Raw genomic sequence first — 14,416 nt, 5'->3', positions numbered from 1 at the left:
GTTCTCGTTGGAAGGGGGTCAGAGGAGGAAGCAGGGGTCGAACGGTTGCTGGTGCTCCGTCGCCAGACCGCGTCCGACTCGCCACCGGCGGTGCAGCTCCGACTCGGCGACGACCTGACCGAGCAGCTCCGCCTGCCGGGCGCCCGCACCCGGGGCCGCGCCGGAGGCCTGGTAGCCGCCGAAATGGGCGACCGGGCTCCAGGCGGGGCTGACCGCCGGGAGCTCCTCGTCCATGCCCTCGTACTCCGCCGCGGCGTGGACGATCCGGCCGCCGACAACCGTCAGCACGGATTCGATGTGCGGGATCTCCTGCTCGGGGACGGTGAAGTAGTCGTCGGACAGGACGGCCAGGTCGCCGTAGCAGCCCGGTCGCAGTACGCCCTTGACGTCCTGCTCGCCGGTGAGCGCCGCGCCCGCCGTGGTGTACATCGCGAGCGCGGTCGCCCGGTCCACCCGGTTCCCCGGCGGCCGGATTGTCAGGCCGCCGACGGTGCGGCCGGAGACCAGCCAGTGAAGGGCGACCCAGGGGTTGTAGGAGGACACCCGGGTGGCGTCCGTGCCGGCGGCCACGGTCAGCCCGCGCTCCAGCATCGCGCGGACCGGCGGGGCGTCGGCGGCGACGCCGGGGCCGTACCGGCGGGTGAACACCTCGCCCTGGAAGGAGAGGCGGTTCTGCACGGAGAGTGAGCCGCCGAGCGAGGCGATCCGGTCGAGGCTGTCCGGGGAGACGGTCTCGGCGTGGTCGAAGAGCCACCGGTTCCCGGCGGGGAACAGGCCCTCGGCGGCGAGCTTCTCGAACACCGCGAGGTCGCGCCGGATGGTCTCGTCGTAGGTCGCGTGCAGCCGGAAGCCCCAGCCGTTTTCCATGAGCAGGCGTACGGCCTTCTCGAAATCTCCTTCGTAGGCGTCGAGTTCGGGGCGCGGTTCTGCGAAGTTCTCGAAGTCGGCGGCGGCCCAGGTGAGGTTCTCGCCGGCGCCGTTCAGCCGGAGCCACTCGTCGCCGTCGCCGGGGCGGACGGTCTCGATCCAGCGGGTGAGGTCGTCAAGCTCCTGGCCGGGGGTCTGCGGGAACAGGTGGTAGGCGATGCGCAGCGAGAGCAGCCCGTCGTGGGCGAGTTCGGTGACCGTGGCGTAGTTCTCCGGGAAGTTCTGGAACCCGCCGGCGGCGTCGATCGCGGAGGTCATCCCGAAGCGGTTCAGCTCGCGCAGGAAGTGCCGGGTGGAGGTCTTGCGGTCCTCGCCCTCCAGTACCGGGGCCTTGGCGAGCGTGGAGTAGAGGATCAAGGCGCTGGGGGCGGCCAACAGCATGCCGTTGGGCTCGCCGCCGCGGCCCCGGACGATCTGCCCGCCCGCCGGGTCCGGGGTGTCCTTGGCGTAGCCGACGGCCTTCAGCGCCGCGCGGTTGAGTATCGCCGACTGGTAGAGGTGGAGGACGAACACCGGGGTGTCCGGCGCCGCCTCGTTCAGTTCGGCGGGCGTCGGGAGCCGTCGCTCGGCGAACTGCTCGGCCGACCAGCCACCGACCACCCGCACCCACTGCCCCTTGGGGGTACGGGCGGCCTGGTCCCGCAGCATCGCCAGGGCGTGGCGCAGCGAGGTCACGCCGTCCCAGCGCAGCTCCAGGACGTAGTTGAGGCCGCCCCGGATCACATGCAGGTGAGAGTCGTTGAGACCGGGCACCACACGGCGGCCGAGGGCGTCCACCACGGTGGTGGACGGTCCGACGAGCGGGGCGACGTCCGCGTCGTCCCCCACGGCCGTGATCAGGCCGCCGCGGATGGCGAGGGCGCCGGCCCGGGGGCGACGGGCGTCCCCGGTATGGATCTTCGCGTTGCGGACGACGACGTCGGCGGCGTTCTCGACGGCGTGGGGGACCAGCCCGCCGACCGGCATTGCAGGCACCTCGACGGCCTCCTGTCAGGGATCGGTCCGCCGCCTGGCGCGGGCGGCGGGATGGGTGTCCGAGCGGAGCGGGGCCACCGCCCCGCCCTGTTCGGCTTCCTGACGGGACGTTAGGCGGGTGAAGGGTGCCGGACTTGGCCCACAGCGCACCGGCTCCGGTCCGGGAGTGCACCGGCCGACCGGAGCGACGATCGGGCACGGGCGGTCAACGGCCGGGGACGCCACCCGGTACCGGGCGAGGCCCAGTGCCTCACCGGCGTGTCCGCGGCTCGGCGAGACCTGGGCCGGTCGGCGGCGGTCTGTTTCCGGACCGCTCCATCGTGATGAAGGAGATTTGACAGCGACGAGGCCCTCCCCCGTCCGGCAGGAGCGGGGGAGGGCCGGGGCTGCGTTCCGGGACGAGGACTGCCGTCGCTTCGGCTACTTCGCGAGGAAGGCGAGCAATGCCGCGTTCACCTCCTCGTGGTGCGTCCACAGCAGACCGTGCGGCGCGCCCTCGATCTCCCTGTACTCGGCGGAGGGCAGCGCCCGGTGGAACGGCCGTCCGGTGTTCTCGACCGGCAGGATGCGGTCGCCCGTCCCGTGCAGGATCAGGGCCGGCACGTCGATGCGGGCGATGTCGGCCCGGAAGTCGGTGTACCAGGTGGACGGCGCGGCCGAGGCGGCGTGGAAGCCGCCGCCCGCCGCGACATTCCAGCTGTTGCGGACGGCTTCCTCGCTGATCCTGGTCCCGAGGTTGTCGTCGAGGTTGTAGAAGTTCCGGAAGAATTCGCTGTAGTAGGCGTAGCGGTCGGCCTTCACCGCCGCGACGATGCCGTCGAAGAACTCCTTCGGGGCGGCGCCGTCCGGATTGTCGTCGGTCTTGAGCAGGCAGGGCTCCAGGGAGGCGAGGAAGGCGACCTTGGCGATCCGGGCGGAGCCATGAGTGGACACGTACCGGGCGACCTCGCCGGTGCCCATCGAGAAGCCGACCAGCACGGCGTCCCTGACGTCGAGGGCCTCCAGCACGGTCTTGAGGTCCGCGGCGAAGGTGTCGTAGTCGTAGCCGGCGGTCGGCTGGGAGGACTGACCGAAACCGCGGCGGTCGTAGGTGATCACCCGGTAGCCGGCGTCGAGCAGCGCGGCGCTCTGCCTCTCCCAGGAGTGCCCGTCCAGCGGGAACCCGTGGATGAGGACGACCGGCTGCCCGGCACCGTGGTCCTCGTAGTAGAGCTCGATGGGGGCGGAGTTCTCCTGGCCGACGGTGATGAACGGCATGGGCTCTGCTCTCTTCCTCTTGGGCAGCGCATGGACTTGTGGTGCACCCCACGCCAGGACCGGCGCGTACGGATGGTTGCCGCTCGGCGCACCACGTTTCGCCCGTGGGGTCAGAACCGCGGGTGGAGGTAGAAGGTCTCGTTGACGGCCGGGGTGCCGTTGGGGTTGGTCTGGTAGGGCCACTGGACGACCCAGGTGCCGTCGCCCGTGCCGTTGCCGCGGATGTTGGCGAAGCGGTGGGTGCCGTTGTCGCGCAGCACGGTGAGGTTCGGGAAGCGCGGCTCGGGGTGTTCGAGCGTGAAGTTCTGGGTGTCGCGCGCGTAGCCGCCCGGCAGCGGGGCGCCGTCCCCGTTGTGGCAGTCCCAGATGTTCAGCCAGTCGCCGTCCCTGCTGGCCTGCCCCCGGTTGACGTCGAGGCACTTGCCGCTCTGGACGCCGACCAGCTTGTACAGCGGCCGTCCGGAGTCACCGTTGCGGCCGACCGCGCGGAGCGTCCAGTGCTGGTTGGCGGCGCCGTTGGCATGGTAGGTGATCACGTGGGTGCCGTTGGCGGTGTTGCCGCGGTAGACGTCGAGCAGGCGGTCGCTGTTGTCGGCGTGGATGGTGAATTGCCGTGGGCCGGCACCGGCCCGCAGGGCGCTGAAGCCGACGGGCCAGTGGTCGCTGCCGTAGTTGGGGTTGACCGTCGCCTGCCAGTTCTCGGTGTCGACGTTGGAGACCATGTAGTCCAGCTCGCTGCCGTTCTGCTGGGTGGCCTGGCCGCCGTTGTAGATCAGTCCGTTGCCGGGCATGTAGCGGTCGCCCTGCAGGTCGCCCGGGGCGCGGTTGTAGTCGCCCAGCACCGCCCAGTTGCCGACGTTCTGCTGGAAAGCGGTGTCGGAGACGCGGCGTACCAGGTAGGCGGCGTCGTTGGGCCTGCCGCCGTTGGAGGCGGCGTGGACGGAGGCGAACATGATGTTGTCGCCCGTGTTCGTCACGGCCAGCGCGGAGCGGTAGGCGCCACCGATCTCCTGCACGCGGTTGGGCACCCACGAGGTGACGATGCCCAGGTTCCGCGACTGCTGGCGCAGGATGTACAGGTAGCGGTAGGCGCCGCCGCCGATGGGCCACAGGTACGAGGTGACGTTGCCCGTCTGCCCGTCCTGGACGGCTCCGGCCGGCGGCCTGTTGGGCACCTCCTGGAGGGCCACCACGTCGAAGCTACGGGCCAGGGTGCGTACCCCGTCCCAGCGGGTGGTGCCGACCTGCATGTTCCAGGTGGCCATGCGGTGGGTGTCCGGCGGGGCGGCGGCCGCGGGGCCGCCGCCTGCGACCAGCAGGCCGAGGGCGAGCAGCCCGGCGGCGAACAGCGGACCCAGTCGGCGTAACGACCTCCCTGTGGCCCCTGAGGCGGGAGTGGAAGTCCGGCTTCTTCGGGCGAATACGAAAGACATGCCTGGCAGTATTTCAATCAACGCTCCAAAAAATAGGGGGAGTTGGCAAGTGAGGCGCCCCCTTCCGTCTGCGCGGACCACTCCTGACGAGGCCGGGCTGCCTCATACCGGCCGATGGCGGTCGCCTCTTCCGGCTGACCGGACACGCACCTCACCGCGACGGCGGACCGCCCGGTGAACATCGCCCGCGGGGTGTTCGGTGCATGGCGCAGTATGCCGCGGTGGACGAGATCGCGGCGGTGCCGGGAGAGTGCTGCACGGCGGTGCTGTCGGAGCCACCGGTGCAGGGACATGGACTGTTGCCCGGAAGCGGAGTCGCGAGGCGGCTCGGTCGGCAATTCGTCGGCCCGGACGGGAACCTTGGAATTCCGTGGCTGGGCCCGGATCCTGCGGCGCGGCGCGAGTTCACCGAGTTCGGTCGCCGCGCAGCCGAATGCGACCCGAGCGGAGCTGCGCATTGTTCCGGAGTCCAGTCGCGCGAGCAGGACGAATTCCTCGGGCAGGGGGCAAGGGCAGGTGGCGCGGCGGAGGAATGGGAACGTGCCTCATCCCGAAGCCCCGCTCCTTTTCTGCTGATCGAGGATGACCCGGGCCCGACGTGCGAGGGTCGCCGTCTCCCTGGTACTTCGCCGCGCCCGTCGCCTCGAGCCGCTTGGCGAGGGTCAGCGCGTAGCAGTTGTCGCACCCAGCAGAGACGCGGTCGCACCCAGTGGTGGGATTCCATGTCGCCTCAGTCCACTCAATGGCGCTGCGATCGCTCATCGTCGGCCTCCCCGCTGGGCCCGAAGGGCCCCATGCGAGCGTCGCGCGGACGCGGTTGTGGCCAGTCGACAGCGCCCCCGAGCTGGAGGAAGGGGTGACGTGCCGGAGGTCCTGGGCGGCGAGGTGCCCCGGGTCGTGGACGGTGATGCGGGAGACGCCATGCACGCGCCTCCCGTAAACGTGCACAGGTGTGCACCCCAGCCCTACGATGTCGGGATGGGCGTGAGCGCGGAGATGGCAGATGCACACCGATTGCAGCGGCATGGCAGTGGCGAGCGGCTGGATGTCGCCGCGTCGGTGCTGGCTCTGCTTGCCGACCGCACGCGGCTTGCGCTGATGGAGCGGCTCGGCCGGGGTGAGGCCGACGTCACGACCTTGACCGAGGCCACGGGCGCGGCGCGGACTTCCGTGAGTCAGCACCTGGCGAAGCTGCGCCTGGCCGGTCTGGTCGTCGCCCGCAAGGACGGCCGTCGCGTGGTCTACTCCCTGCGTCACGGGCATCTGCGACGCCTGGTCGACGAGGCCCTGAACGTCGCCGATCACCAGATCGGATCGCTGCCGCCTCACGACTGACCCCCGGTCCCTCCCGATCGGTGTGAGCATCCGGACCGGTCCGGAATCAATATGTGAATAGGTACGCACATGATGTTTATGATGGGTGCGTCATTCCGTGCTGACCGGGACGGGACCCATGCTGTCCGTACTGCGCAACCGCACCTACCGCCACCTTTTCACCGCCCAGGTCGTCGCCTTGATCGGGACGGGTCTTGCGACGGTGGCACTGTCACTGCTGGCGTACGACGTCGCCGGGGACCATGCGTCGGCGGTGCTGGGCACGGCGCTGGCGGTCAAGATGGTCGCCTACGTCGCCATCGCCCCGGTCGCCGGTGCGCTCGCCGGGCGAATACCGCGGCGGGTGCTGATGGTCGCGATGGACCTGACCCGGGCCGGCGTCGCGCTCGCCCTGCCGTTCGTCACCCAGGTCTGGCAGATCTACGTGATGGTCTTCCTCCTGCAGGCGGCCTCCGCCGCTTTCACCCCGACCTTCCAGGCAACCGTCCCCGAGGTGCTGCCGGAGGAGCGCGACTACACGCAGGCGCTGTCGATGTCCCGCCTCGCCTACGACCTGGAGAGCCTGTTCAGCCCGGCGCTCGCGGCCGGCCTGCTGACCCTGGTCTCCTACAACTGGCTGTTCGCAGGCACCGTGGTCGGCTTCCTCGCCTCCGCTGCACTGGTCGTCTCCGCCGTCCTGCCCAAGCCCGCGCCCGTGGAGCGGACGGGCGGCGTCTACGCCAAGGCAGCTTTCGGCTCGCGCCTGTTCCGGGCCACACCCCGGTTGCGGGCCCTGCTTGCGCTCGACCTCGCTGTCGCCGCGGCCGGAGCAATCGTCTACGTCAACACCGTCGTCATCGTCCGCGACCATTTCCACCAGCCCGCCGGTGCGGTGTCACTGGCGCTCGGTGCCTTCGGGGCCGGATCCATGCTCACCGCCCTCGCCCTGCCCCGCGTGCTCACCGGAGTCGGCGACCGTGCGGTCATGCTGTTCGCCGCGTTCGCACTGCCTGCCGTGCTGGTCGCTGCCGCCGCGCTGACCGCCACCGCCCCGGGCGCCCGGTCCTGGGCAGCACTGCTCGTGGTCTGGGCTCTGATCGGTGCTGCTTCCTCCGCCGTCCTGACCCCGGGCGGGCGGGTCATCCGCCGCTCCGCCGGCGACGCGGACCTGCCTGCCGCCTTCGCCGCCCAGTTCTCCCTCTCCCACAGCTGCTGGCTGCTGACCTACCCCCTCGCCGGATGGCTCGCCGCAGGCGCCGGGCTGCCCGTCACCGCCATGGTGCTCGGTGCCATCTCACTGGCCGCCACACTCGCGGCAGTTGTGCTGTGGCCGGCCCACGACCCCGGGCGGCTCGACCATGTTCACACCGACCTCCCGGTCGGCCACCCTCACCTCGTCGACGCACGCCGCACCGCAGGCGGCTGGCGCCACGGTCACCACTACGTCATCGACCGGCACCACTACACCTGGCCCCGCCCCGACGGACAGTTCCACCACCGGGCGGCGGCCGTGGCATCGGGGTCGTTGACCAGGCCGAGCCGGACAGGGCGGCGCCGGCCTTTCGTCCCTCCGGTGAGGGCTGGACGACGATGACGTCGGCGTGTTCGCAGACGTCCAGGCAGTCGACGGCCCGTACCTGTGCCTGACCGGCGAGAGAGGCTCGCAGCTGCGCGAGTCGGGCGGTGTGGTCGAGCCCGGGGATCTTGATGGTGCCGCAGCAGCAGCCCCGGCAGACGGTGACCGTGCAGCGGGCCGCCCCCGCCGTGGCGGGGGCGGCCTTGCGATTGCGGCGGGTCACAGGCCGTTCCGCGTATCACCCCGCCGCCAGGCCGAATCGGCGAGCAGGCGCAGGCCGTTGAGGCCGACGATGACGGTGGAGCCTTCGTGGCCGGCGACACCGAGCGGGAGGGGCAGGGTGCCGGCGAGGTCCCAGACGACCAGGCCGGTGATGAACACCGAGGCGATGACCAGGTTCTGCACCACCAGGCGGCGGGCCCGCCGCGAGAGGGCGACGACGGTGGGGATGGTGGCGAGTTCGTCGCGGACGACGACGGCGTCGGCGGTCTCCAGGGCGAGGTCGGAGCCCGCGCGGCCCATGGCGATGCCGGTGTGGGCGGCGGCCAGTGCCGGCGCGTCGTTGACGCCGTCGCCGACCACCAGCACCTTTCGGCCCGCCGTCGCCATCTCCTGCACCGCGGCGACCTTGTCCTGGGGCAGGAGTCCGGCGCGCACGTCGGTGATGCCGACCTCGTCGGCGAGGCGCGCGGCGGCGCGGAGGTTGTCGCCGGTGACCAGCACGGGCGAGGTGCCCGTCAGCGAGGCGAGCGCGGTGACGGTGGTGGGGGCCTCGTCGCGCAGGCGGTCGGCGATGCCCAGTACGCCGGCCGGGGCGTCGTCCACTTCGATGAGCACCGCGGTACGGCCCGCGTGTTCCAGTTCCCTTGCGACTGCGGCGGCCGGGTGGTCGTCCCGGCCGTTCAGCAGCCGTGCGGGGCTGCCCACTGCGACGGCCCTGCCCTCGACGGTGGCGGTCACGCCGGTGCCGGGGGCGGAGGCGAAGTCGGCCACCAGCGGGATGACCAGGCCGCGGGTACGGGCGGCGTCCACGATGGCGCGGGCCAGAGGGTGTTCGCTGGGGTGCTCGGCGGCGGCTGTGAGGGTCAGCAGCGTGTCCTCGTCCAGGCCGGAAGCGGGCAGCGGGCGGATGTCGGTGACACGGGGGGTGCCCTCGGTGAGGGTGCCGGTCTTGTCCAGGGCCACGGCGTCGACCTGTCCGAGCCGTTCCATCACCACGGCCGACTTCACCAGGACGCCGTGGCGTCCGGCGTTGGCGATGGCGGACAGCAGCGGCGGCATGGTGGCCAGCACCACTGCGCAGGGCGAGGCGACGATCATGAAGGTCATCGCCCGCAGCAGCGTGGGCTGGAGTGCGGCGCCGAAGAGCAGCGGCAGGGCGAACAGGGCCAGGGTGGCGGCGACCATGCCGATCGAGTAGCGCTGTTCGACCTTCTCGATGAACAGCTGGGTGGGGGCCTTGGTCTCGGAGGCTTCCTCGACCATGGCCACGATCCGGGCGATCACCGAGTCCGACGAGTCCCGCTCGACCTTCACGCGCAGGGCACCGGTGCCGTTGAGGGTGCCGGCGAAGACCTCGTCCCCCGTCTCCTTGGCGACCGGCAGGGGCTCGCCGGTGATGGTGGCCTGATCGACCTCGCTCGCCCCGTCCAGCACCCGGCCGTCGGCACCGACGCGCTCGCCGGGCCGGATCAGGATCGTGTCGCCGACCTGCAGATCCGCGCTGGGCACGGTCTCCTCACGGCCGTCGTCGGCGACGCGGGTCGCGGTGGCGGGGGCGAGGTCGAGCAGGCCGCGTACGGAGTCGGCGGTGCGGGCGGTGGCGATCGCTTCCAGGGCGCCGGAGGTGGCGAAGATGACGATCAGCAGGGCGCCGTCCAGGACCTGGCCGATCGCCGCCGCACCGATCGCGGCCACGACCATGAGCAGGTCCACGTCCAGGGTCTTCTCGCGCAGCGCTCGAAGGCCGGCCCAGCCGGGTTCCCAGCCGCCGGTGATGTACGTCGCCGCGTACAGCGGGCCCCATGCCCAGGCCGGTGCGTTGAGCAGCTGCAGCGGCAGCGCGATCAGGAACAGCACCAGGGCGGCGGCCGCCCACCGCGCTTCGGGCAGGGCGAAGATCCGGGTGCGGCGGCGGGGCGCCACCGCGTCGCGGACGGTACCGGTTGCCGGGGAGGGACGGGTGAGGGTGGAGGTCATCGCAGCGGTGATCCTTCGTTCGCATGCGGGGAGAGGAGAGCGGGTCCAACCCTTCCAACATACAGGAACAAATGAACATCGATTCATGTATTCATTCGGGCCGGTAACATGAATCCATGGGTCATGGAGCCGCTCCCGCGAAGAACGCCGTCCCGCGCACGCGCCTGGACGCGGCCGACGCCGCCAAGGTGGCCACCACCCTCCAGGCGCTGGCCACCCCCTCCCGCCTGCTGATCCTCTCCCGCCTGCGCGAAGGACCCCTGCCTGCCACCGAGCTGGCCGCCGAGGTCGGCATGGAACAGTCCGCCTGCTCCCACCAGCTCCGCCTGCTGCGCAACCTCGGCCTGGTCACCGGCACCCGCAAGGGCCGCTCCGTGGTCTACGCCCTCTACGACAACCACGTCGCCGAACTCCTCGACCAGGCCCTCTACCACGTGGAACACCTGCAACTGGGCCTGACGGATGCACCGGCGGACGCAGGGGCGGGTGCGGACACTCGTTGACGCCCCGCTCGACAGGGCGACCGGTACACCGGGATTCCGTCTCGGCCGAGCCGGGGCTCCCGTCGTCGCCGGCCGCACCGGCGAGGTTTCACCAGTTCAGCGCGGGGTGCCGGCAGGAAGAGCGATCCATACGTCCGCGCCGCCGTCGGGATGGTTGGCGGCGCCGTAAGTGCCTCCTGCGGCGCGGGTGATGGCGGCGACGATGGCCAGGCCGAGGCCGGTGCCGCCGGTGGTGCGGGCGTGGTCGGCGCGGGTGAAGCGGTTGAAGGCGGTCGGGAGGAAGTCGGGCGGGAAGCCGGGGCCGTGGTCGCGGACGTGGATCTCGACGTGGTCCCGGGTCTCGCGTGTGGTGATGTCGATGGGGCCGCGCCCGTGCTGGAAGGCGTTGCTGATCAGGTTGGTCAGGGCGCGTTCCAGACGGGTCGGTTCGGCCTTCACCCGGAGATGAGCAGGGCAGTGGACGGTCAGGGCCGTGGTGCGGTGCGCGTTGCGGTGCCGGGCGGTGAGCCGTTGCAGCAGGGGTGCCAGGTCGAGGGTGCGCAGGCCGCGGGGCCGGTGGTCGGCCTGGTCGGTGCGGGCGAGCAGGAGGAGATCTTCGGCGAGGTCGACCAGGCGCTGGGTTTCCTCGGCGGCGGAGGCGAGGGCCGCGGTCAGCTCGGTGGGAGTGCGGGGGCGCCGTAGGGCGAGGTCGAGTTCGGTCTTCAACAGGCTGAGGGGAGTGCGTAGTTCGTGGCCGGCGTCGGCGGCGAATCGCTTCTCGCGCTCGAGCGCGGCCTGGAGGCGGTCGAGCATGGCGTTGAGCGTGGCGGCGAGTCGGGCGATCTCGTCGCGGCCGGGCGGGACCTGCAGGCGCCGGTGCGGGGTGGTGTCGGTGACGGCGGCGGCCTGGGCCCGCATGCGTTCCACGGGGCGCAGCGCGGCGGCCGCCAGCAGGTAGGCGCCGACGGTCGCGGCGAGGAAGACGACGGGCAGCGCGGTGAGCAGTTCGCGGCGCAGATCGGCGTAGGCCTCTTGGCTGGCGAGGAGCTGCTCGGGTGTGGCGCGACGGGCGTATTCGTTCTGGGATTCGGCGAAGCGGCTGAGGGCCAGGTAGCCGGCGGCGGCCAGGACGGCGGCCATGGCCAGGCCGAAGATGGCGGTCAGGCGGATCCGCAGCGGTACTTTGCTGATCATGACGGTGCCGGGGGAGTGGTAGGACGGCCGCCGTCGCGGCGCAGACGGTAGCCGGCGCCGCGGACGGTCTCGATCGCGGTGGTGCCGAAGGGCCGGTCGATCTTGTCGCGCAGTGAGCGGATGTGGACGTCGACGACGTTGGAGTAGGGGCTGGTGGCGAAGTCCCAGCACTGCTCGACCAGCATGTCGCGGGTCAGGACGGTGCCCGGGCGCCGTAGCAGGGCTTCGAGCAGGGCGTACTCCTTGGCCGTGAGGGTGATCCCGGTCCGGCCGCGCCGGACTTGACGGGTTGCCGGATCCAGGCGCAGGTCCCCGGCCTCGAGTACCGGTGGGCGTTCGGCGGGGCCGCGGCGGATCAGGGCGCGCAGACGGGCGAGGAGTTCGTCGAGGCTGAAAGGTTTGGTGAGATAGTCGTCCGCGCCGCCGTCCAGGCCGGCCACGCGGTCGGCGACCGCGTCGCGGGCCGTCAGCATCAGCACGGGCACCCGCTGCCCGTGGCGCCGCAGCTGCGCGCATACCTCGAAGCCGTCGAGGCCGGGCAGCATGATGTCGAGCACGATCGCGTCGAAGGCCGCCACTTGGGCGATGGACAGTGCCTGGGGGCCGTCGTCGGCGGTGTCGACGGCGTAGCCCTCTTCGGTGAGCGCCCGGCGCAGCAGCGTGCGCATCTTCGGCTCGTCCTCGACCACCAGGATTCGCACCGGCACCACTCCTTCCTGTCCGTGCTGGGGGCAAGCCTCGCCGCTGATCATGAAGGAGCTGTGAAGACACTGCCCGCCGGGGCCATCTTCATCCCACCTTCATCATCCGACGCTTGCCTGGAAGGTGCGGGCCGCACGGACGGCGTGCGGCCGCCGCACTTCCGTCCCGAGGAGGAGCGATGTTCCGCCATGTACAAACCCGGCGCACCCGGCTGGCAGCCGGTGCTGTGCTGGTGTCCGCGCTGGCCGTCGGCGGCGTCGGCGCTGCCGGAACGGCCGGGCACACCGGCCATCAGGGCGGCGGGTCGGAGCCGCCCACGAAGACGACCGCCGCCGACTGGAAGGGCCTGGCCGACACCCTCGGCCGCAGTGGCACTCTGATGGGCGACACCGTCTACCGTGTCTCCCTGCCCCGCACCGACCTGAAGGTCACCTCCGACCACGTCGACATCAAACCCGGTCTGTCCCTGGGCGGCTACGCGGCCTTCGCCCGGTACAAGGACGGGACCATGCTGATGGGCGACCTCGTGGTCACCGAACCCGAACTGCAGAAGGTCACCGACGCGCTCCAGGCCGCCGGGATCGACCAGACCGGCGTGCACAAGCACCTGCTCGCCCAGCACCCCGACGTCTGGTGGACCCACATCCACGCCATGGGTGACCCGGTCGCCCTGGCCAAGGGGCTCAAGAGCGCGCTGGCAGCCACTGCCATCCCGTCGGCCGCCAAGCCCCCGGCCTCCCAGCCGGCCGTCGCGCTGGACACCGCCGGCATCGACAAGGCACTGGGGCGCAAGGGCACTGGCGACGGTGGCATCTACAAGATCACCGCAGGTCGGCAGAACACTGTCACCGATGGCATGCACATCCTGCCGTCCGCCTTCGGCATCACCACCGGAATCAACTTCCAGCCGCTCGGCGGCAACAAGGCTGCCATCAACGGCGACTTCGTGATGACCAAGGCCGAGACCCAGAAGGTCGTCCAGGCCCTGCGCAAGGGGCACATCGACATCGTCGAACTGCACAACCACATGCAGGACGAGCAACCGCGGCTGTTCTTCCTGCACTTCTGGGCCACCGGCGACGGCGTCACTCTCGCCAAGGCCCTGCGCCCGGCCCTCGACGCGACCGCACTGGCGCCGCCGTCATGATCGGCTGGGCACAGATCGGCTACGGCGCCGCCCTCTCCGCCGCCTTCGCCGTTCTCCTCCTGATCGCGGCCCGGTGCCGCAATCGGGCCGCGCTGACCACCGCCGCCCTCGCGGCGGCAGCGGGCCCGTTCGCCTGGAACGCGATCCTCCGGGCCGCGCACGGGGAGCAGTTCTTCACCGACGCACCCGTGGCCGTCTTCCCCATCAGCTGGCAGGACACCGGATCGGCGGTCTTCACCCTCGCCCTCGCATCCCTCGCCCTGGCCCTCGGACCCCTCGCCACCCGGCCCGCACGCACCGGCATCCGCTATGCCCTGGTCGCCGCCGTCGCGGCCCTGCTCACCGACATCTACCTCTACTGAACCAGTAGCGCGACAGCGCCGGCCTCTACCAGGAGCCGGCGCTGTCGCGCCCTGATATGTGGCTGCCACGGGCCGCGGCCATCGGCCTTGGCACCGTCAGCCGCCGCCGCGGGCCGAGCCGGTGGGGGTGATGGTTCCGCCCGCAGGCGTGGCGATTCCGGACGGCGGTCCGGCCGAAGGATAGTGTCGGCCCGTTTTCGCACGGGCACTTCGCACACGGAACGGGCCGGCCTCATGACTCGCACAAGCACACGTACCTGGACTCGCAGACGCCGTATCACAGCAGTACTGGTGGCCGTCGCCACCGCCACCGGGACAGTCGCCCTGGGGGGATGCTCCGGGGGCGGTGGTGGTCACGGGCCTTCCGCAACGCCTTCGTCAGTGGCCCCTTCGACCTCGATGAGCTCGAAGGCCGCGCCCTCCGCCTCCACGGCGGCTCCCTCGGCGTCGAAGGCGTCGGCGGCGGCCACGAAGGCGGTGGCCATTGCCGACTTCGCTTATTCCCCCTCGTCGTTGACTGTCAGCAAGGGCACCAAGGTGACCTGGACCAACGACGATTCGGCTCCGCACACGGTGACCAGCGACGGTTCGGGCCCGCTGCATTCGCCGAGCCTCGACCGTGGCGGTTCCTTCAGTTACACGTTCGACTCAGCCGGGACGTTCAGCTACTACTGCACGGTCCACCCGAACATGCACGGAACCGTCGTGGTGAAGTGAGACGCCTGCGCTGCGCGAGTTGTTCTGGACGGCAATAGCTTTGCAGGGTGGGTTCAGATGGTGACGATCTGGCCCGAGGCTGCCTGGCTCACGGGGCCGGGTCGCTCGTGACAACAGACGGCTCCGGGCCC

At 71.2% G+C, this 14,416-nt stretch carries 14 protein-coding genes and 1 pseudogene; 6 read left to right on the top strand and 9 right to left on the bottom strand.

What is annotated here, in order from left to right:
- Positions 1 to 18: 18 nt before the first annotated feature.
- From HG542_RS28210 to HG542_RS35845, 5 genes and pseudogenes are all read right to left on the bottom strand, one after another.
- Positions 19 to 1,893 (bottom strand): amidohydrolase, encoded by a 1,875-nt coding sequence (locus tag HG542_RS28210; protein WP_171086327.1) that lies wholly within the window; start codon positions 1,891 to 1,893, stop codon positions 19 to 21.
- Between the two features lie 429 nt (positions 1,894 to 2,322).
- Positions 2,323 to 3,159: an alpha/beta fold hydrolase gene (locus tag HG542_RS28205; protein WP_171086289.1), complete on the bottom strand. Its 837-nt coding sequence runs from the start codon at positions 3,157 to 3,159 to the stop codon at positions 2,323 to 2,325.
- A gap of 110 nt (positions 3,160 to 3,269) precedes the next feature.
- Positions 3,270 to 4,592 (bottom strand): RICIN domain-containing protein, encoded by a 1,323-nt coding sequence (locus HG542_RS28200; protein ID WP_171086287.1) that lies wholly within the window; start codon positions 4,590 to 4,592, stop codon positions 3,270 to 3,272.
- Between the two features lie 17 nt (positions 4,593 to 4,609).
- Positions 4,610 to 5,095 (bottom strand): GPP34 family phosphoprotein, encoded by a 486-nt coding sequence (locus HG542_RS36090; RefSeq protein ID WP_368857190.1) that lies wholly within the window; start codon positions 5,093 to 5,095, stop codon positions 4,610 to 4,612.
- Between the two features lie 82 nt (positions 5,096 to 5,177).
- A pseudogene (locus tag HG542_RS35845) lies at positions 5,178 to 5,354 on the bottom strand (DUF5131 family protein); the annotation flags it as partial.
- Positions 5,355 to 5,570: 216 nt separating this feature from the next.
- Here HG542_RS35845 and HG542_RS28185 point away from each other — a divergent pair.
- Positions 5,571 to 5,927, top strand: a complete 357-nt coding sequence (locus HG542_RS28185) for an ArsR/SmtB family transcription factor (protein ID WP_227727830.1) — start codon at positions 5,571 to 5,573, stop codon at positions 5,925 to 5,927.
- A 118-nt stretch (positions 5,928 to 6,045) separates the two neighbouring features.
- On the top strand, positions 6,046 to 7,500 hold the full coding sequence (locus HG542_RS28180; protein WP_229922631.1) for an MFS transporter: 1,455 nt from the start codon (positions 6,046 to 6,048) through the stop codon (positions 7,498 to 7,500).
- A 201-nt stretch (positions 7,501 to 7,701) separates the two neighbouring features.
- On the opposite strand, the gene HG542_RS28175 is transcribed toward HG542_RS28180, so the two are convergent.
- On the bottom strand, positions 7,702 to 9,681 hold the full coding sequence (locus HG542_RS28175; protein ID WP_171086285.1) for a heavy metal translocating P-type ATPase: 1,980 nt from the start codon (positions 9,679 to 9,681) through the stop codon (positions 7,702 to 7,704).
- 116 nt (positions 9,682 to 9,797) lie between these two features.
- Between HG542_RS28175 and HG542_RS28170 the strand changes: the two genes are divergently transcribed.
- Entirely contained in the window at positions 9,798 to 10,184 is a 387-nt protein-coding gene (locus HG542_RS28170) for an ArsR/SmtB family transcription factor (protein WP_171086283.1), read from the top strand.
- A gap of 96 nt (positions 10,185 to 10,280) precedes the next feature.
- On the opposite strand, the gene HG542_RS28165 is transcribed toward HG542_RS28170, so the two are convergent.
- Positions 10,281 to 11,357 carry a HAMP domain-containing sensor histidine kinase gene (locus tag HG542_RS28165; RefSeq protein ID WP_171086281.1) on the bottom strand — a complete coding sequence of 359 codons (1,077 nt, stop codon included), beginning with the start codon at positions 11,355 to 11,357 and terminating at the stop codon, positions 10,281 to 10,283.
- Positions 11,354 to 12,058 carry a response regulator transcription factor gene (locus HG542_RS28160; protein ID WP_227727826.1) on the bottom strand — a complete coding sequence of 235 codons (705 nt, stop codon included), beginning with the start codon at positions 12,056 to 12,058 and terminating at the stop codon, positions 11,354 to 11,356. The genes HG542_RS28165 and HG542_RS28160 overlap by 4 nt, the downstream gene beginning before the upstream one ends.
- Positions 12,059 to 12,237: 179 nt before the next feature.
- Here HG542_RS28160 and HG542_RS28155 point away from each other — a divergent pair, with 179 nt between their 5' ends.
- Both HG542_RS28155 and HG542_RS28150 read left to right on the top strand, forming a co-directional pair.
- Positions 12,238 to 13,206 carry a DUF1259 domain-containing protein gene (locus HG542_RS28155; protein WP_171086277.1) on the top strand — a complete coding sequence of 323 codons (969 nt, stop codon included), beginning with the start codon at positions 12,238 to 12,240 and terminating at the stop codon, positions 13,204 to 13,206.
- A complete protein-coding gene (locus tag HG542_RS28150) occupies positions 13,203 to 13,568 on the top strand; it encodes a hypothetical protein (protein ID WP_171086275.1) in 366 nt (121 codons plus the stop codon). Before HG542_RS28155 ends, HG542_RS28150 begins: the two co-directional genes overlap by 4 nt.
- A 353-nt stretch (positions 13,569 to 13,921) precedes the next feature.
- On the opposite strand, the gene HG542_RS35480 is transcribed toward HG542_RS28150, so the two are convergent.
- Positions 13,922 to 14,053 carry a hypothetical protein gene (locus tag HG542_RS35480; protein WP_255316273.1) on the bottom strand — a complete coding sequence of 44 codons (132 nt, stop codon included), beginning with the start codon at positions 14,051 to 14,053 and terminating at the stop codon, positions 13,922 to 13,924.
- Between HG542_RS35480 and HG542_RS28145 the strand changes: the two genes are divergently transcribed.
- Complete coding sequence (locus HG542_RS28145) at positions 14,046 to 14,285, top strand: cupredoxin domain-containing protein (RefSeq protein ID WP_227727825.1); 240 nt, start codon at positions 14,046 to 14,048, stop codon at positions 14,283 to 14,285. The two genes, HG542_RS35480 and HG542_RS28145, sit on opposite strands and share 8 nt — an antisense overlap.
- Positions 14,286 to 14,416 lie beyond the last annotated feature (131 nt).

The organism is Streptomyces morookaense (assembly GCF_013030945.1).
Taxonomy (GTDB): Bacteria; Actinomycetota; Actinomycetes; order Streptomycetales; family Streptomycetaceae; genus Streptomyces; species Streptomyces morookaensis.
Note: the sequence above shows the minus strand (reverse complement) of the source record. Positions and strands in the feature narration are given on the sequence as shown.